The sequence below is a fragment of the Bacillus sp. FSL R12-0074 genome, from assembly GCF_038005725.1.
Classification (GTDB): Bacteria; Bacillota; Bacilli; order Bacillales; family Bacillaceae_G; genus Bacillus_A; species Bacillus_A mycoides.
In genome coordinates this window covers 1,768,385-1,787,851 of sequence record NZ_JBBOTR010000001.1, presented here as the reverse complement: position 1 = coordinate 1,787,851, position 19,467 = coordinate 1,768,385, and the positions used below count along the sequence as shown (strand labels likewise).

Genomic DNA, 19,467 nt, shown 5'->3' with positions numbered 1-19,467 from the left:
TTTGGGTTTACCAAATTACAAGACAGCTTCCCTCCATATTTCCTATACAAACCTTCTTACTATTTAGCCCCTACATCTTGCACAGATTCAATTTTCTTTTTCTTTCCTTCCTTTATTTCATTATAATATGAAGGTAATTCTATATTATGCTCTAAGAAATAATCCTCAATTAATGAAATAATCACTTTCAATGTTTTCAAACGAGCGTATAATTTATCATTACTCGCAATAATATGCCATTTTGCATTCGGCTTATTCGTATTTTCAAACATGTCTTCCATTGCTTCGACATACTCATCCCATTTTTCACGATTTCGCCAGTCTTCATCTGTAATTTTCCACCTTTTAAGAGGGTTGTTCTCTCTTTCTGTAAATCTCTTTAACTGTTCGTCATTACTAATATGATAGAAAAACTTTCCTATTATGTAATGATCATCAGTTAATAGTTTTTCGAAATCATTAATTTCACCATACGCTCTCGTCCACTCTTCCTTTGTGGCGAACTCTTCAACACGCTCAACTAATACACGCCCATACCATGAACGGTCGAATATAGTAATTTGCCCATATTGAGGAAGTTTCCGCCAAAAACGTTGCAAATAATGATACCGTTTTTCATGAGGAGCAGGCGCGCCAATTGGATTTACTTGGAATCCACGCGGATCAAGATGTTCAGTCACTCGCTTAATCGCTCCACCTTTACCTGCTGCATCCCAGCCTTCCATAACAAGCATAACAGCTATTTTTTCTTCTTTTAAAATTTGCTGTAGTGCCAATAAGCACATTTGATATTTTTCGAGTTTCTTTTTGTACTTAGATTTTGATTCAATTCTTTTCGTTAAATCTACTTTAGCAAGATGCTCTCTTTCCATCAAACGAATCCCCCTTGTTATATGACAATGTTATTTTAACATATTTATTGGTAATTTTTTCATATTAATATTCTTTTGATTCATACGTGGGACTCTCTATCTTCAGTTTAATAAATTGATACAAAGGCGATATATACATACCAACAAACATATGTAATTGAACGCTAGACACAAAAAATGCTGTGTAGAAAAATCTCTACACAGCTTCCTTATCTAATTCCCCTTAATATATCACTTTAATGGCATTTATCTTTTGACACATCCACTTATACTACAAACTAATTACCGGTGGAATACCTGCTTCCGGTAAAAAATAAGCAAACACTGTAAAACCGATAATTAATATTGCAAATAACGACGTTTCAACTCCAACCAGTATTGTAAGAAAGATAGCAGTCGAACTCTTCCTTATAGAGCTAATAATTGAATATATCGCAAGAAATAGACTTAGCATCGCAATGCTTGTATATAAAACTACCGCATACCAAGGGTTAACTTCCAGTAAAATACCCGAAATAAATATATACAAAAATAAAAATTGTAGAAAAATACTACTCCCCGTGCTTACTAGTACTTTCAATATAATGTTCTCCCTTACAATTCACTCTGACTGGATTTGGTGTGTATCAGCCAGCATATGGATCGCGTATATACCAGCTATTAAGCAAACGTGCCAAGTATAACCGTAGCGAATACTATAATGATTCCTAAGCCGAGACTCATCCCCCTACCCCCTTACATTATATGGTATATTTTTTCAAACAGAGCGAATAATAACAAATAACTTTGTTAAAGAATGGAGGTTTTTCAAAATGAAACGAAAAATAATATCTCTTTTCCTCCTTATCTGCTTAGCACTACCAATACAAGCTAGTGCATACACATTTCAATCACTACCAATTGCGTCAAAGTCTAAACAGTGGTATATCGAAATTGACAAATCTCATAACTCAAACAAGCAAGCCGTGCAGCCAAAACAAGGTGTATATGATACGTATAGTTTACTCTTAAAAAATATTGGTAATGATGTTGCAAATGTATCGGTGGAAATACTTGATAACACACCTACATCTAAAGCTACCTTTAATCCTACTTCATCTAATAACAACGTTTCAAAAAGTCATACAAGCTTTGACTACATGGTATTCCCATTAGACTTTAATAGCCATAATTTTAAAGTTGTCATTACTTGGGAAGAAAAGAATTTCTCTTACAACGGTCATCCAGTACATGAGAGTAAAAAAATGAAGCAAACATTTGTGTTTAATGAAGAGTAAGTCCTAATTTAATTAGGGCTTACTCTTTATTTACAAAACCCGATTGAATTGCTTCTGTCACTTCTTTTGCAATATGTATTTTTGTAGCGTCTACACAGATTTTTTTGTCCCAAACATGTACGGAAGGCTCTTCATTAGACAAATGCTTAATTAAGATGAATCGATTATATGTCATTTTATTTTCTATAGGAGTAGCAATATACACCGTAAAATTCCTTGCTTCAAATACCTTTTCTCCCAAAACGTATTTACATCCCAACTCATGTACTACTAAATCATGTAGATTTTCTATAGTCATATACCATCCCCCCCTTTTTGCCTACATAATCAATCGAACCGCCGAATACTTGGTACAGACAATGCCATTCCAATTGTTATGAGTACTAAAATAGCTAGCATTATAATTGTTATCTTTCCACCTATTACAGTAGCTAACCAGCCTACCACCACATACCCTAATGGTAATAAGGCAAATGAGCCTAACATATCAAGACTTGCCACTCTTCCAAAAGCTTCTTCTGGTACAAGCTCTTGTAAACTTGTTTCCCAAATAAGCCCAAATATCATAATACCGAATCCTTCAATTGCCATTAATCCAATTAAGGCGGGTGCCCAAGAAACGAAAGGCATAATTAATAACGCCATTCCACTAATTAAAACACCACCATACGCAAGTAATCCTCTCTTATGCCACCGCTGCCTCCCACCAAAAATTAGTGCTGCGATTACAGCTCCAGCTCCAGAAGAAGCCATACCCAATCCATATACGTAAGCTTCAAAATGATGATGAACATTAAACAACCATGGAATTAATACAACGATTACGCCAGCATAACAAATATTAACGAAAGAAAAGACTAGAATGGTAATCCACAACCATGGATGACTCTTTAGAACAAGAATCCCTTCCATAAAATCTTTTTTGTAATTGATTTTATTTCTTTCAAATTTCTGTACTTTATTAAACTTTAGTTCTCTTAAAAATAATAAACATAAAAATGATAGCAAATATGTTACTGCATCCAAACCAAATCCTATTCCGGCGGATGCAACTGAAACGATCAATCCTCCAAGAGCCGGTCCAATTAGTCGTATTCCTTGATTACTCATTTGCGTTAATGCATTAGCTGCATTTCGAATTTCCGGTACAAATACTTTTGCTCTTACAGCTGAATATGCCGGCTGAAATATCCCTTCCATAAGTCCATATAATGCAACCAGTACATATAAAAGTGGAATTGTTAAAATGTCCATAAATATAAGTGTTGCAAATAAGAGCATTAATATACAGCGAATTATATCTGTAAATAACATCAATTTCACCCGGTCAATTCGATCCACGACTAATCCAGCAAACGGTAACGCAAGAATATTAGGAAGCATGTATATTGCCATAGTCATTCCCATTACAACCATTGAACCAGTTAATGAATACACAACGACTGGCAGAATAACCATCGTTATCGAACTACCTAAAGTCGAAAGTAATTGCCCAATCCATAAAAACTTAAAGTGCGGTGACACTTTAACTGGCAATAACAATTTACCGACATAACCTAAATTTTTCTCTGTTGGTATTTCTCCTTGCATATCTCTCTCCTCTTTTCAAATTAAGTTAATACCCAAAAATAAACACAGAAAATTCAATCTTTAATAACTTTAATTATATATGAAACTGTTAAATTATTGGTAGAAATATAAAAAAGAAAATCATAATGAATCTACAAATATTACGTGTTGAATATAAATAAAAAAGGTGTCTTCATATATGAAAACACCTTTTTTATTTATAATTTTAAGTTCTTCTTCAATGTCCAATATTTTTCTTGAGCATTTTCAAGTGAGAATTCTACCCAGCCATTTGGATCTTCACGATATACATTTACTTTTGTACCATTTTCTAATTTTCCAACTTCATTTTGTGTAACATTTGGTACACTCTTTATTGGGTTGTTAAACGGGAATGGAACTTGATAGTAAGATCCTACTGATTGAACTGTAGCTTTCGCATCTTTTGCATAATCTTTATACGGAATTGTTTCGCCTAATGCATCTACATTTAATGTATTAGGGTTTTTCGGTAATCGTTTTACATTTTGATAATCTTTGTTATTGAAAGGCTTAATACGTTCCATAATATTAGCGATTTTGCCAGCCCATTCTTTATCAGTTGAATACATTACATTCATCGCAGGTAATGTGTAACCTTTGAAATACTTAGCACCTTGTTCTAAGTAATTCTTTCTCACATAATCAGCATTGTATGAAATACTTAATCCATAAGATGGTAAATATTTTGCATGTGCGAATGGATCCCAATCATACGCTCGTAGTCCAAATAAATTATGTTTACGATATGCAATTTCTGATTTCCCGTATCCAGACTCTAAGATTGCATGTGCTGCTAAATATAAAGAGTTCACGCCATACTCGTTTTGCGCTTTAATAAATTCTTGTCCAACTCCAACAAGCGGACTATCAGGATGATATCTTTTAATATAATTATCAATCTCTTGAGCTGTTACATTAGAAGGTAATGTTACATCTAAATCGATATATGATGCCATGGCGTTATATAAAAATTGTGCATATTCTTCACGTGTTAAAACACCTGTTGGATTAAATGCACCTGCTCCATTACCTGCAGCAACACCGTTAGACTCTAATGCACTAATCGCTTCATTTGCCCAATGATCTTTCGGAACATCATTAAATGTATGATTAGCTTTTACTTTTAGTTTAAAGGCTTTCTGTAAAATTACAGCCATTTCAGCACGAGTTAAAGATTCTTTCGGTCTAAATGTTCCTTTACCATCACCTACGAAAATCCCCATATCTGTTAAAGCTAAAATTTCTTTTTGGAACATTGTTGTCCCTTCGTTAATATCAGAGTATGGATTTTTATATTCGCTTTTCGCTTCTGCCTTTAACGCGCGATACATTAATGCGGCTACTTGCTCACGAGTTACAACATCCCCGAATCCAAACTTACCATTATCATATCCTGCAATAATTTCTTTTGACGTTAAATTAGTAATTGCTTTATACGACCAATGACCTTTTGGAACGTCTGGAAAATCTTTTTCAGCTGCAAATGAAGTTGCCGGAGCCATCACTACTTGAAGTGCGACTGTCACTGCTAACACATTAGAAATAATTTTTTTCATATTTTTTAACACGTTATGTATATGCTTGTCCCGTGTTAACTTGCCTCCCTTTATAATAAAATTTTCCCTATCAAACTAACAAACTCTTAATTAGTCAACAGTAAAAGTATACGTGATACAAATAAACTAATCTACCATTATTTTATTTGTAATCAGCATAATACGATATATCTTTTTATTTTGATACAAAATTATATAAACTCATATAAAAAGTCCATCATCTCTATATAGATGATGGACTTAACAATTAATATTTTTTATTTAGCTAAACGATATTTTGAAACATCGAAACCTTTCCACTCATAATAATCTAAAATCCCAGCATAAACTGCCTCTGCAGCAATTTGTCTTCCTGATTCAGTAGCTAATTTGCCATTATCTATATTATTATCAATAAAGGCAAGCTCTGTTAAAACTGCTGGTACTGTATTTTTATTTACTACATAAAATGAATGATCATCTTTTATATCTCTATCTCTTGTATGTAGTGCTTCTACTACTCGTTTTTGAATTTTCTTCGCTAATACTTCGCTATCCTTTTCAATCTGTGTCTCTTCTCCACGCTTGGATTTTTTATAGTAATACGTTTCTGTTCCATAACCATCATGATTTTCAGAAGAATTTGCATGAATGCTTACAAATATATCTCCATTGTTCTCTTGACCAAATTTCACTCGATTCGCAAGAGATTCATTTTTGTTACTTCCTGGATTTCCGTTCTCTTCACGTGTTAACAAAGCTCTTAAAGGTGTATTTTTCTCTAACAACTTCTGTAATCTTAAAGATGTATCAAATACAATTTTACTTTCCTCTACACCTTGTCCTGGATTCCCTGGATCAAATCCTCCATGACCAGGATCAATAATAACTACCTTTTCTACTAAAGGGTTACCTATTTTAAGAGAATCTGCCTTTTTAATAAATTGAGCTGCCTCTGCTTTAGTTAGAATTTTTTCAGGCTCCCATTTATCACCAGTACCAACAGAAATCCCTAATTCAACTAGGATGTTAGCTTTTGCTTTACCCCAGCTTTTTTCTAAATCACTGAATTTAGTTGCTGGAGTACCATTTACTTTAGAATCTAATTTGTAAGCTTCTACAATAAGAGAGGCCATTGAAACTCGGTCAATTTTCCCAGTTGGATCAAATACGCCTGGGCCTGGGCCTTTCCCTTTAACAACACCAGCTTTTTCTACAGCTGCGATGTATGGGGTATACCATCCGTTTTGAGAGTCACCGAAAGATGGTTTAGCATCTTTATCGAATGGTAAGTTTAAGATTTTAGCCATCATTGTAGCTGCTTCTGCACGAGTGATCTCTTTTCCAGGCTCGAACATTCCTTTCTCGTTACCTGTAACTGCGCCTTTTTCTGCTAAGTAGTTAATAGAATCTTCTGCCCAGTGCCCTGCTTGGACATCTGGAAACGTTTTTATTTGTGCGAAACTACTAGATGAATAAGATAATATACTAGCTGCGATTATTCCTGCTGCGATTATTCTATTTTTCATAGAATATATTCCCCTCTCAAGTACAATTTTTTATATAACAGAGTAATTATAGTTCTGAAAATTAGTAATAGTCAATTGCATTTTGTATAATTTTGTCTTATTATTGTATTTTTTGGAACAAATAACTATAGTTAAAAACTATAAGATTCTTATTATATAAGAGGAGAGTTTCGTATGAGCAAGAATTGGAAAAATATAGAACACCGTATTTATACAATGTGTATGATTCAGCGGAATAACGAAATATTGCTAATACAGCGCCCCGATCATCTAGGCTTCCCTGGTTACATCGCTCCTGGCGGTAAAGTAGATTTTCCAGAAAGTATCGTTCAAGCCGCTATAAGAGAAGTAAAAGAAGAAACTGGATTACTTGTTTCAAATTTAACTTTTAAGGGATTAGATGAATACGTAAATCCGAAAGAAAATGTTCGATATATGGTATTTAACTATTGGACAGATTCATTTGAAGGTGAACTCCTTTTGAATCCTCCTGAAGGCGAATTATTATGGGTGCCAATTGATACAGCACTCAATCTTCCTATGCAAGATTGGTTTAAAGAGAGATTCCCATTATTTTTTGAAAAAGGTACGTTTGAAATTCAACGTGTTTGGGATCGTGACTTAGATAAACAGGTTGCTATGACAATTACCCATACATAAAAAAGCTTGGAATCTCTCCAAGCTTCTCTTACTTCTCCTCTATTTTCTTAATCTCATAATCAATTTCTAAAAACTTGACTCCGAATATCCACATTCTATGGTGAGCTGTTAACATTTGGTCCGCGCTCTCTTTAATGATAAATGTCTCTGCTAATGGTAAACGTATTGTAAAGAAACGAGTATATAAATAAATCCCCTCATCTCCCCTGCCATTCTCTCTTAACTTACTTGTAATGATTAAAGCATTATCATCATTGCATAACTTCAAAATACCAGTCATATTCGAATATGGTAAAGGTAATGCGATATTCATATATGTATCTTTCTTGTATGTATGCTTTGAATAAAGAGCTACAAAAATTGTCTCCCCTGCTTCATTTTTTCTTAGCCAAGCCCTTACATTCTCTCTTCCATCCTTCTCATCTATTATCCCAATGATAGAGCCATGCATCGTTTCCCACTTGCCGCCCATTCCTAAATGTATTTGTCCTACACGCTTACTCATTTTCTCATAACAAAATGCAACCGGGCGGAACCAACGAGTCCATTTAATATGCGATTGTAACTCATACTCTTTTGTATTTTCATAAAAACGAATAATACTTAAAGGAATCTTCGTCATGTCAAATGCCTCACTATGAAAATCATTCATTTTATCAACTAAACCTTTGTATTCCTTGCTATCTATTAAATTTCTGTTATGTAAAAATGCTTCACCAACTGTCGCATTTCCTCTTAACCTGCTCATTGTTTTCCCGTAATATTTATAATTCGGAGTACTCTTTTCAATCATCCAACCAAGAAAAGCTGGTAACGCTACTCCCATTCCATTTACAACACCGTGAATCCAGACCATTTGTGCAATTGTAATCGTCATTACTTGTTTGAAATTTCCGTATGAATATATGAGTGAAAACATTATTGTTACCATAAGTGTACTGGATGAAAGAGTAAGGAGAATCTTTGCACTTATAGCATTGAATTTCGTTCTCCACACGTAAACTCCATATCCATAAATCGCACATAAATATATGAACACTGCAAAAAATTCAAATATCCTTGAGTATGTAATTCCTATCGCAACTGTCATAGGTGAAATGACTATGATAAACATAATAGCATCATATACTTTACTTCTCTTTTCTCTTTTCCTCCCTATTAAACCCGCTGATAATGGTAATAAAAACGCCGAATAATGAAAGTGTGCCGCTGTAAGTAAAACAATGTCAGAACTAAAGTGCATAATTGAAACCTTTGCTACAGAAGCAAAAAACCAAAAACCACCTAAAAACAAATAAATAAACGCACTATCGATAGCCGTCTCTTCTATCGGTTTCCATCCTCTTTCTAACAATCTACTTACACCAAATAACGCAACGATTCCTGTATATGCAAACCAAAGTAGCGCAAAGAAATAGTGATTTGTTACGAAAGCTAGCATTGCACTGATTGCTGCGATTGGATATAAAAACGATACAAATTTATAAAATAATAAATACGATCCATTTCTTGTTTTCTTATCAATAATACAAAAAGACATCGGTATAAATAACAAAATAGATAATAAAATAATTGCTTCAACTGGGTTTACATTTGACCACTCACATATTAGAAAAATAATATAGCAAGCAAGCCCAAACAGTATATTTTTCATATCGTTTATTCCCTTTCCACAAATGTTCCCTTATATGAAAATAACGAACCAATTAACGGATTCCGTACTTGTACATGAATTCGAAAACATTGCAGTGCATCATCATAACTTTCAACAATTTTTGCCTCTCCATATAAAAATTTTGGTAACGGGATTTTTCTTCCAAACATAAAAAACCATTGTTTCTTTGAAGAAATATGCATCCCGCCTTTTTCATCAATATAAAAATTCAATGTAGAAACGAGTAAATGTGGCTCACCAAAATAATCTACAATTTCATTATTCTCTTCATCCAACTGCATAACAGCGTTAAAATATCTTTTCTTATTATGAAAATAAAAAGTACGATTCCACCGTACAAACTCATTTCCATGTTCATCTCGCTCAGCGGTATTATGTATCACAAACGGAACTTTTTGCCCTCGCTCAGAGAAAAACATTCGAAACTTCGATGTAATTTTTAATATTAATTTAACGAAAAAAGATCCTCCATAAATTTCATCCATTTCCCCTTCCCCAATAAAGCTATTTTCCTTTGTTATCGCATATCGTTCCTGCAATTTTGGATGAAGCCTTTTATAAGAATCCCCTAATAATCTTTCATAAATATTAACCATATACTTATCCCTTTCTCGTCCTCTTGCAATTTTTTGCGCTTGGCAAATTAGTGCTATTTATATAACCGACAATCGATAACCCTATTAGAAGAAAATTTAATGTAATCGGATTAAACGGTTGCGTAAAACTAGCGATATTCGTCGATCCTGCCGCTAATGTTAAAACTATTAACAATATAATATGCAATATAAATAGTTTTCGCTTTTGAAGTGGCAATAGCCACATAACACCCCATATTATTTCTAAAAACCCAACTATTTTAAGTATAAAAATACTACTTTCATTCGATCCGATTAGTGCAGAAAGCATCTTTACTTCTTCTGAATGAGTAAACATCAATTTCGGTACAATCCCTTGATATAACCATACGAAAGCAAATAAAAAGCAAACTAGCCAATACGTCATCGTTCTTCTAATTAGCAACTTAGGGTGAAGTCCCTTTTCTAACCATAATTTTAAAGCATCAAAACTCCATGCTGTCGCCCAACCTAATAGTGGACGAAAAACATATAAATCTATCACATTTCCTATACGACCAAATCTCGTATCATAATCATATTGCGTTTCAAAATGAATATGTTCTTCATTCGGTGTATACTTCCAATAACCACGCCCTATTTGTATAAGTGATAATTGATTGTCTGTCCAAAATTTTAAAGAGGAAATGCGTTCTCCAGTTTCTTTTCTTATTTCACCTATCGATTCCCCTTCTCCGGCTATTTCAAGTCCAAATCCGATCTTTGTTTTATATAAAAACTTCTGTGGTTCTCCCTCTTTTTTTTCTAAATACGAAATCTCAGTAAAACGAGCATCCCACTCTGTATGTATATCAGGCTCTTGTGTATATGCCCATAGTTTCTCCATTGTTATGTTCATTTCTGTGGCTACATAAATAGGCTTTTTCTTCCCCATCCTTCCACCTCCCATGCGCTATATTTTCAATGTACATGCAATGAATCGATTTTGCTACATTTTTCACAAACTAATTTAATAAAAAGATAGAATTTCAAAAAAATACAAAAAACACTTGATTCCCTGAAAAATTTAAATTATTATAAAACAAATGTTACCAACAACTTCATAAATCATACACTCTCGCCTAAAACGTGAGATAGAGGTTGCAACGCTTATAAGTATTCTAAAGGAGACACAGAGATGTCTACGATTTTAGAGGAAAGGAAGTGTTGCCGAAATTGATAAATTTCTCTGCATTTATCAATTGGGGCTGTTTTCGAATAGAAACAGAACTGTCATATGTACAGACGTGTACGTATGAAGAGCTATCTACAAAAAAGAGATATCATTTTTATGATATTCCTTTTTTGGCGGTTTTTTTATTAGCTCCGTTTTCTGTTTCCCTTTTCCTGTAACAGCACCATCCTCACTTATTTGAGATGGTGTTTTTTGTTTTTCTCTCTGGTAACTACAGGAATATTGGGATTTGTATATGTCCTAACCTATTCTTAAAAATGGACGAAAGAAGGAATTCGTAATGGAAACGATTGTACAAAAATTTGGCGGTACTTCTGTCGGAAGCGTCGAACGCATTCAACATGTAGCAAATTTAATTATTGAAGAATATGAACGAGGACATAGTATTGTCTCTGTCGTTTCAGCAATGGGAAAAAGTACGGATAAACTTGTAGCACTTGCTAACGCTATTACTGAAAATCCAAGTAAACGTGAAATGGATATGCTCCTATCTACAGGAGAACAAGTAACTATTTCATTATTAACAATAGCACTACAAACAAAAGGTTATAACGCAATTTCATTAACAGGATGGCAAGCTGGTATTACGACAGAATCTGTACATAGTAGTGCACGGATTACTGACATTAACACCACTCGTATTCAGTCTCACCTTACTGAAGGAACGATTGTTATAGTAGCTGGTTTCCAAGGAATAAGTGAAGAAAATGAAATTAAAACGCTTGGCCGCGGTGGTTCTGATACAACTGCTGTCGCATTAGCTGCTGCACTAAAAGCAAAAAAATGTGATATTTATACGGATGTGACCGGCGTATATACGACTGATCCACGAGTTGTACAAGATGCTTATAAATTAGATGAAATTTCTTATGACGAAATGTTAGAGCTTGCCAACCTCGGTGCTGGCGTATTACACCCACGCGCTGTTGAATTTGCTAAAAATCATAATGTAATTTTAGAAGTTCGCTCAAGTATGGAACAAGAAAACGGAACAATTGTAAGGGGAGAATGTAACATGGAACAACAATCAATCGTTAAAGGTATTGCATTTGAGGATAATATTACACGTGTCACAATTAAAGGATTAGAACAAGGTGCACTTTCAACAGTTTTCTCTACATTAGCAGCAGCACATATTAATGTAGATATTATTATTCAAAGTATTACAAATGAAGGAACTGTTCACCTCTCCTTCTCAATCCATTCTAATGATTTAAGAGAAACATTAGAAGTATTGGAACAAAATCAAGAAGCACTTCACTATGAATCTGTAGAACATGAAAATCATTTAGCAAAAGTATCAATTGTAGGATTTGGTATGGTATCTAACCCAGGAGTTGCTGCGAATATGTTTACTACTTTAAAAGAAGGCGGTATTCATATTAAAATGGTAAGTACATCGGAAATTAAAGTATCAGTTGTAATTGACCGTATTCACTTAGTAGATGGTGTTGAAGCACTACATCAATCATTTATGGCGAAAATTGAGCCTTTAGTGCAGATGAGTTAATTTCCACCTGTAAAAATTAAAATAAATTATATAAATCTATTTCCTTCCTATATAAATAGAAAGCTGTTTGCATAGTGGAAAGTGAGAAAAAGGTTATTTAGTTTAAAATAAAGTCGTTTGAAGAACAATAAAATTGTTAAAAAACGGAAGCAATTCATTCTATTCAACAATCGGGCAGTTATCTCCCACCTAACTTCCTCGCATTCGCCGAATTTTGAGGTGGGAGTCTTATTGCCCGCAAATAGCGGGATAAATTTTTACACATAAGGAGATAAAGACTATGGCAAACAACAGATTACTAAGAATGGACAATGTCAGCATCGTTGTAGAATCTCTTGATAACGCAATCTCTTTCTTCAAGGAGATTGGATTAAAACTCGAAGGGCGAGCTACTGTCGAAGGTGAATGGGCTGGTCGCGTAACTGGACTCGGTTCTCAGTGCGTAGAGATTGCTATGATGGTTACGCCAGATGGTCACAGCCGAATTGAACTTTCGCGATTTCTCCCCCCACCTACTATAGCAGATCACCGGACAGCTCCTGTAAACGCCCTCGGTTATCTGCGCGTCATGTTCACCGTCGAGGACATTGACGAAATGGTATCCAGACTTACTAAGCATGGTGCTCAGCTCGTTGGAGAAGTAGTTCAGTATGAGAACTCGTATCGACTCTGCTACATTCGTGGAACCGAAGGAATTTTAATCGGTTTGGCGGAAGAACTCGATAACAAATAAGTAAGTGATGTTTTATAAAAAGCCTTTACTGAAATATTCATTACTGAATTAAAAATATTTGAAGCACATTCTTACTCCATAAAACTTAAATTTTCAGCCCCGTCCTAACTTTAGAACGGGGCTATACTCGTTTGAGCTTTTAAAATTAAATAACTTTATTATCATTTTACACATAGATTTCAAGACTCTATACAAACAGCTTTTTAACATATTACCTATATCTAAAAATCGTTATAAAACAATTAAATTATTCGCAATACCTTTTCCTAGGAAATATAACGGACTCTTATCACTTCTTATCATATATATCTTTTCCTTTAAATAACGAGCGAAATTCATTCAAAATAACTTTCTTTACGTCGGAATAAAAGACCATCATGAATAGCGCAGCCCCTAATAAAATCTCTTGAATTCCTTCGTAATCAATGAAAGCACTCATAATTAGCAAACCAAATCCAATATAAAAGCCAAACTCATTCTCTTTCTCAAAATCCTCATCTTCTTCATCAATATGTATTTTCTCTTTAAAGCTTTGATTCCCTTTTATTAACTCATCTAGCGTAACATTGTACATTTCGCTAAGTAAAATTAAATTATCAATGTCAGGGTAACTTTTATCATTTTCCCATTTATCCCGCTTTAACAGGCACTAAATCCCATCGTAGCTTTTAAATACATCAAGGAAGCCAGATGGGATTAACTGCCTATAAAAGCCCGATTGGTTCAACTAATAATCAGTGGGATAAATCGCTCCACTGATTAAAGTTTCACTTTATACACCGCTTGCCTCGTCACCCCAATTTTCTTAGCGACATCCTCTTGTGAAAATCCTTTTGATTCTCGTAATTTTTTTAATTGTTCTCCCAAGTTCATAACGCCCCCTCCTTTAACAAATTATTACATAAAAGGAGATAAAAAAGAAAGAAACTATTAGTAACACTCACTGTAAACCACCAGTTTACACAATAAAAAAGGGAGAGTAGCTCTATTTTCGAGCCACTCTCCCTCTCACTTATATTAAAACAAATGAATGTTTTCTTTCTTGCAAGCTTCACGTAAATCGTCAGGCCATACAGAAGATTGAACTTCACCGATATGTGCTTTACGTAAGAAGTACATACACATTCTTGATTGGCCGATACCACCACCAATTGTTAATGGTAGTACATCTTCTAATATACCTTTATGGAAATCGTACTCACGTTTGAAATCTTCGCCAGTTTTCGTTAACTGCTCATCAAGTGATTTACTATCAACACGAATTCCCATTGATGATAATTCGAATGAAGCTTGTAGTACTGGGTGCCAGAATAAAATGTCACCGTTTAATTTCCAATCATCATAATCGGATGCGCGTCCATCATGCTTTTCACCTGAACGGAGTGCATCACCAATTCCAATAATAAAGACTGCACCATGTTCTTTCGCAATTGCATGTTCACGATCTTTCGGTGTTAATTCTGGATATTTATCTTCCAGTTCTTGAGAAGTAATGAAAACAATTTCTTCTGGTAAATACTTTCCAAGGAACGGATACTTTTCAAATAAGTGATCCTCCAATTCTTTGAATATTCCATAAATTATTTGTACTGTTTTTTGTAAGTAATCGACAGTACGCCATTCTTTTTGAACGATTTTTTCCCAATCCCATTGGTCAACATAAATGGAATGCGTTGCATCAAGTTCTTCATCACGACGAATCGCGTTCATGTTTGTATATAAACCTTCACCAGCTTCATATCCGTATTCATGTAATGCGAATCTTTTCCACTTCGCTAGTGAATGCACAATTTCTAATTCTTCTCCTGAATGTAACATATCAAATTCAATTGGACGTTCTACACCGTTTAAGTGATCGTTTAATCCTGATTTTTTCGTTACGAATAATGGTGCAGATACGCGGAATAGTTCAAGGCGCTTTGCTAATTGATCCTCGAAAAACGTTTTAACTTCCTTAATTGCGATTTGAGTCTCTCTTACTGTCATTAATGATTGATACATGGTGGTTTCCTCCTAAAATGTTTGGATGTTGTGAAAAGAAGCCAACAAAAAAAGCCCTTCTTTCCCAAAAAACTGGGACGAAAGACTTTGGTTCCGCGGTACCACCCAAATTAGCAACAGAGGTTGCTCACTTATACAGTACGGAGATTAAAAAATCTCGATACTGTTCTTCTTGTAACGGCGAAGTTCCCGGCTAAGTCTACTTTCCTATAAAGGATTTCGGTTAGCGACTCCAGGAGGTTCTTCATAATAGGCTTCGTATCAGGCTCACACCGCCCCTGACTCGCTTAAACTACATCCTACTACTACTCGTCCTTTCATAGTCGTTTTATTGTCACATCTCTGAAACATTTTATTAATGATTATTCTATACAAAAAATCGATAAAGTCAACAAAAAGTTTTAAAAAATTTTTCAATTCTTTATTTTATGCCTTTACCGATTGTTCTTAATATAACATTTTTATTTCCTTTGTCTCTTCAATCCAAAAAACATTTCACTAATTGAAACTAACATATATACAACAACTAGTGTGATTGTTCGAAATATAGAATCCGCAGTATTTCTTATTATTTTCATTTTCTTTATAATTCCTTTCAGTTTACTCGCAATTTCATGATATACTATAGCATTCAAGCAGTTTGTTTTTATTTAAAGCAAGCATAGTCATTTATCGATAGTATTTTTCTAAAACATTGGCTATTATCAAATCAGATTTTTTATATAACGGAGTGATCATATGAGTAAAACGAAAGCAAAACCGAAAAAAGGTGTAGGACAAGGTACAGGAAGTAAAGGATGGAACCGTTGGCAATCAAGTGCGAAAAAGAAAGCTGCAAAACCATACAAAAGTAAAGGTACAAAGAAATAAAATAAATAGTGGGAGATGAACAACTCCCACTGATTAAAGTTTCACTTTATCTCTTTACTTTGTACAAAACAAAATATAATTATTACAACAAAAAAGCTATGCTTTCATCTCTGTGAAAGCATAGCTTTTTCCATATTAAATCATAAGAATATCGCGGATTTCTTCCTCCGTAATAGAAGATAACTTCTCTTCTCCTGGCTCGATAATTTCAGCGATTAAATTTTTCTTACTCTCTTGTAACTCGTGCATTTTTTCTTCAATTGTTCCATGTGCTACTAACTTAATCACTTGCACTGTATTTTTTTGTCCCATTCGATACGCTCTATCCGCTGCTTGTTGTTCAACAGCTGGATTCCACCACAAGTCGTACAATATAACTGTATCTGCACCTGTTAAATTTAGTCCTGTGCCACCTGCTTTTAACGAAATAAGAAATAGATCCCCTTCTCCTTCGTTAAACCGATTGCATAGCTCTACACGTTCTTGCGCTGGTGTACTCCCATCTAAATAAAAGTATGGAACTGCTTGACGATTTAATTCACGTCCGATTATCGAAAGCATCTTCGTAAATTGGGAAAAGATAAGAATTCTCTTCCCTGTACTTCTGCATTCCTTCAAAATTTCTAGCAGCTGATCAAATTTAGCTGAACTACCTTTATAGTCATCAACAAACAAAGCAGGATGACAACAAATTTGCCGTAGTCTCGTTAAACCAGCTAAAACCCGAATTTTATTTTTACGTAACGTATCTTTATCCAAATGTTTTAACGTTTCTTCTCTTAACTTTGCTAAATAAGCTGCGTAAAGCCTCTTTTGATCTGGTAAAAGTTCTGATGATTGTAAGTGCTCTATTTTTTCTGGGAGTTCGTGTAATACATCTCCCTTTAACCTTCTTAACACGAAAGGTTTTACCCGCTTCGCAATATCTTCACGTCTTAAATCGCCGAACTCTTTTCTTCCTGGTAATAATTCTGGGAAGACAACGTGGAAGATAGACCATAGCTCTTCTAATGAATTTTCTACAGGTGTTCCTGTTAATCCAAAACGGTACTCCGCCTGAACTGTTTTTACCGCTCTTGCAGTTTGCGTCGTATGATTTTTAAATGCTTGTGCTTCATCAAGAAATAGCGTATGAAATGGCTGCGCATATAACCTTATATCTCTTCTCAGTAAAGGATATGACGTAATTACCACATCAAATTTCGTTACATCTTTTAAAAGATTTCGGCGCTCTTCTTGGTTTCCATCTGCAATAACAGCTCTAATATGCGGAGTGAATTTTTTCAACTCGCTAAGCCAGTTATAAACGAGGGAAGACGGAGAAACAACTAATATAGGCAGTTTTTTTTCTCGAATCTCAGGCAAAACAGAATCTATAAAAGCAATACTTTGCAACGTTTTCCCAAGTCCCATATCATCAGCTAAAATGCCGCCAAAACGATAATAGGCAAGTGTTTTCATCCACTGGAATCCGTACGTTTGATACTCTCTCATTATCGCATCTAAGCCACTTGGCACCGCAAACTTCAGCTTTTTAGGGTTTTGAATGTTCTCTACCAATTCTTGAACGGACTCATCTAAACTTAATACGTTTCCTTCTTGCAGTGAATTCATCCATTTCACACTACGAATAAGAGGGACATCTATTTCTTCGCCCTTTAAAAATTCTTTTCGAATACTAGATTCTTTTATAAACTGATTAATATCATTAAACTCTTTACTCTCAAGTGATAGTAGAGCACCACTTGCTAAACGATAATATTTTCGTTTCTCCTCAAGAGCGACTAATACCCCTTTAATTTCTGCCTCTGGAATACCTTTTATATCAAAGCGGAATGATAACCAATCAATTCTCTCTTTCCTTCTAACTCTTATAAGAGGAGCTGTGTCTCCCTTATGAATTCGTAATTTGATTGCTGACGTCGCATAAATATCAACTAAACCTTTTAACGTTGGAACAGCATGATATAAAAAGTTATACTCAGCTTCTTCATTATGCATAAAATAACCGCCTTCCGTTTTCGCGAAGGCACTTTCACTCATAATGTCTAAAATCTCTTTTTCCTTTTTCTCATCACGATTAAAAACAGATGGCTGCCCATCCTCTTCTAACGGATTAATCACGACGTTTCCATAATGAAATTCGAGACCTGCTAACAAACGATTTTTCACTCGATCTAAATACAATTTTGCTTTTAGCGAAGGCGTTTCCACACAATCTGATACTACCTCATCTATTCGCACAGTTCCTAGCTTCATTAACCCTGGTACAACTTTTGCTACAAAGTGCTCCATCTTATCTGCTGGAATATACAATTGGTTACTACTAGAACGATTCATCATTTTTTGTAATTCGATAAGCCGCTTACAATCCTCAGCATTCAACTGATACAGTTTCCCTCCAAATAGAGCATAACTATACGTATCCATTACTTCTACTTGTTGTAAGCCGTCAATATAAAGTGTAAACCCACCGTTACTCCCTTTATTAAACTCAAAATGTAAAGGAAGTAGCCCTTTTGAAATTTGTAAACCGTGAAAAGATTTTCCATCTTGATTAAGTCCCACAAACTCAACTTTAGAAAGTAAAGAAAGCATATCCTTCCATGAAGCTGGCGGTATTAAAATCATACTATCATCTTGTTTTGCATGTACTTCCAGTGTATCCTCATACATTTTTTCATTATGATAAATTTTAATGAGCTGCTGAATAATCGCATCCGTTTCTTGCTTAAAGCTATGTACATCCGGTGTATATGTAAATTCATTCGAACAATTATAGGACTCTCTTTTCTCCACATTGGAAAGAAATTCTCTAATATGATTTACAAAATACATCTTGGCGAGTTTAAACTGAATACCTAGCAGTGCCCCACCATTTTTCGTAACTACTGGCGTACATATAAATTCAACATGAAGTATTTCACGTGTATCAAAACGGTGTTGTTTACTTTTTGGTCTTAATGGTTTTTCTGCAAATAAATGAAACATCCCGCTTGTTAATTGATCATTTCCACTCATATTCCCGCTACTAAGAGGCACCATTCCACCGGTTTGCTGATTATAATTTATTTGTATCAATACTGCCGCAACATGTTGACAGTATGTTTGAAAAGACGCTAACGAAGGACAACTACATTTCGCAACAACATCACCTTTTTTAGCTTTTTCTACTGTAACATGAAAATCTTCGTTCCCTTTTACCGTCGCTTCGCAAATTTCTTTATTTTCATCATAATGATTTATTATTACTTTATTTGATTTATAATAAGCTTCGCCTCTTTTATATGAGGTTTCTCCGCATACTTCTTTAATAATCGATTTATTTAATGTAAAACCCATTGTTTTGACACTTCCTTAATTTAAAACCAGTTTCTCTTAACTA

The 19,467-nt window shown here is 34.5% G+C and carries 17 protein-coding genes, 1 pseudogene, 1 riboswitch and 1 other annotated feature; of the genes and pseudogenes, 5 read left to right on the top strand and 13 right to left on the bottom strand.

The genetic code is table 11. The features are described 5' to 3' along the window. Positions 1–59 precede the first annotated feature (59 nt). Positions 60–872 (bottom strand): polyphosphate kinase 2 family protein, encoded by an 813-nt coding sequence (locus NSS97_RS09345; RefSeq protein ID WP_341112294.1) that lies wholly within the window; start codon positions 870–872, stop codon positions 60–62. Positions 873–1,143: 271 nt separating this feature from the next. Further along, entirely contained in the window at positions 1,144–1,452 is a 309-nt protein-coding gene (locus NSS97_RS09340) for a hypothetical protein (RefSeq protein ID WP_002126754.1), read from the bottom strand. A 232-nt stretch (positions 1,453–1,684) separates the two neighbouring features. Here NSS97_RS09340 and NSS97_RS09335 point away from each other — a divergent pair, with 232 nt between their 5' ends. Then, complete coding sequence (locus NSS97_RS09335; protein WP_107887703.1) at positions 1,685–2,149, top strand: hypothetical protein; 465 nt, start codon at positions 1,685–1,687, stop codon at positions 2,147–2,149. Between the two features lie 19 nt (positions 2,150–2,168). On the opposite strand, the gene NSS97_RS09330 is transcribed toward NSS97_RS09335, so the two are convergent. The 4 genes from NSS97_RS09330 to NSS97_RS09315 all read right to left on the bottom strand — a co-directional run bounded on the left by NSS97_RS09330 (position 2,169) and on the right by NSS97_RS09315 (position 6,824). Beyond that, positions 2,169–2,447 carry a hypothetical protein gene (locus NSS97_RS09330; protein ID WP_002135550.1) on the bottom strand — a complete coding sequence of 93 codons (279 nt, stop codon included), beginning with the start codon at positions 2,445–2,447 and terminating at the stop codon, positions 2,169–2,171. 29 nt (positions 2,448–2,476) lie between these two features. After that, on the bottom strand, positions 2,477–3,739 hold the full coding sequence (locus tag NSS97_RS09325; RefSeq protein ID WP_341112292.1) for an MFS transporter: 1,263 nt from the start codon (positions 3,737–3,739) through the stop codon (positions 2,477–2,479). Between the two features lie 197 nt (positions 3,740–3,936). Continuing rightward, positions 3,937–5,316, bottom strand: a complete 1,380-nt coding sequence (locus tag NSS97_RS09320; protein WP_107887792.1) for an S-layer homology domain-containing protein — start codon at positions 5,314–5,316, stop codon at positions 3,937–3,939. Between the two features lie 257 nt (positions 5,317–5,573). Then, positions 5,574–6,824 (bottom strand): N-acetylmuramoyl-L-alanine amidase, encoded by a 1,251-nt coding sequence (locus NSS97_RS09315; RefSeq protein ID WP_341112291.1) that lies wholly within the window; start codon positions 6,822–6,824, stop codon positions 5,574–5,576. 174 nt (positions 6,825–6,998) lie between these two features. On the opposite strand from NSS97_RS09315, the gene NSS97_RS09310 reads away from it, so the two are divergent. Beyond that, on the top strand, positions 6,999–7,484 hold the full coding sequence (locus tag NSS97_RS09310; protein WP_107887706.1) for an NUDIX domain-containing protein: 486 nt from the start codon (positions 6,999–7,001) through the stop codon (positions 7,482–7,484). A gap of 28 nt (positions 7,485–7,512) precedes the next feature. Here NSS97_RS09310 and NSS97_RS09305 read toward each other — a convergent pair whose 3' ends face one another. From NSS97_RS09305 to NSS97_RS09295, 3 genes are read right to left on the bottom strand one after another with little or no spacing between them, the layout of a single operon-like run. After that, positions 7,513–9,138, bottom strand: a complete 1,626-nt coding sequence (locus tag NSS97_RS09305; RefSeq protein WP_107887707.1) for a YndJ family transporter — start codon at positions 9,136–9,138, stop codon at positions 7,513–7,515. A gap of 5 nt (positions 9,139–9,143) precedes the next feature. Beyond that, positions 9,144–9,755, bottom strand: a complete 612-nt coding sequence (locus NSS97_RS09300; RefSeq protein ID WP_002141241.1) for a DUF4166 domain-containing protein — start codon at positions 9,753–9,755, stop codon at positions 9,144–9,146. A 4-nt stretch (positions 9,756–9,759) separates the two neighbouring features. After that, complete coding sequence (locus NSS97_RS09295) at positions 9,760–10,668, bottom strand: DoxX-like family protein (RefSeq protein ID WP_107887708.1); 909 nt, start codon at positions 10,666–10,668, stop codon at positions 9,760–9,762. Positions 10,669–10,860: 192 nt separating this feature from the next. After that, positions 10,861–11,047: riboswitch (Lysine riboswitch) on the top strand. Positions 11,048–11,248: 201 nt separating this feature from the next. On the opposite strand from NSS97_RS09295, the gene NSS97_RS09290 reads away from it, so the two are divergent. Both NSS97_RS09290 and NSS97_RS09285 read left to right on the top strand, forming a co-directional pair. After that, positions 11,249–12,478, top strand: a complete 1,230-nt coding sequence (locus tag NSS97_RS09290) for an aspartate kinase (protein ID WP_107887709.1) — start codon at positions 11,249–11,251, stop codon at positions 12,476–12,478. 280 nt (positions 12,479–12,758) lie between these two features. Beyond that, a complete protein-coding gene (locus NSS97_RS09285) occupies positions 12,759–13,211 on the top strand; it encodes a VOC family protein (RefSeq protein ID WP_107887710.1) in 453 nt (150 codons plus the stop codon). Positions 13,212–13,500: 289 nt separating this feature from the next. Here the strand turns inward: NSS97_RS09285 and NSS97_RS09280 are convergent. The 3 genes and pseudogenes from NSS97_RS09280 to asnA form a co-directional block, all read right to left on the bottom strand. Then, positions 13,501–13,842 (bottom strand): annotated as a pseudogene (locus NSS97_RS09280) (helix-turn-helix domain-containing protein); the annotation flags it as partial. A 128-nt stretch (positions 13,843–13,970) separates the two neighbouring features. Beyond that, positions 13,971–14,084, bottom strand: a complete 114-nt coding sequence (locus NSS97_RS09275) for a helix-turn-helix transcriptional regulator (RefSeq protein WP_002031128.1) — start codon at positions 14,082–14,084, stop codon at positions 13,971–13,973. Between the two features lie 144 nt (positions 14,085–14,228). After that, positions 14,229–15,212 (bottom strand): aspartate--ammonia ligase, encoded by a 984-nt coding sequence (asnA, locus tag NSS97_RS09270; RefSeq protein ID WP_107887711.1) that lies wholly within the window; start codon positions 15,210–15,212, stop codon positions 14,229–14,231. Positions 15,213–15,282: 70 nt separating this feature from the next. Then, positions 15,283–15,542: a binding site (T-box leader), on the bottom strand. Positions 15,543–15,950: 408 nt separating this feature from the next. Here asnA and NSS97_RS09265 point away from each other — a divergent pair. After that, positions 15,951–16,082 (top strand): DUF3934 family protein, encoded by a 132-nt coding sequence (locus NSS97_RS09265; protein ID WP_000047589.1) that lies wholly within the window; start codon positions 15,951–15,953, stop codon positions 16,080–16,082. A 135-nt stretch (positions 16,083–16,217) separates the two neighbouring features. Here the strand turns inward: NSS97_RS09265 and NSS97_RS09260 are convergent, their stop codons facing one another. Beyond that, on the bottom strand, positions 16,218–19,424 hold the full coding sequence (locus NSS97_RS09260; RefSeq protein WP_107887712.1) for an SNF2 helicase associated domain-containing protein: 3,207 nt from the start codon (positions 19,422–19,424) through the stop codon (positions 16,218–16,220). Between the last annotated feature and the right edge of the window lie 43 nt (positions 19,425–19,467).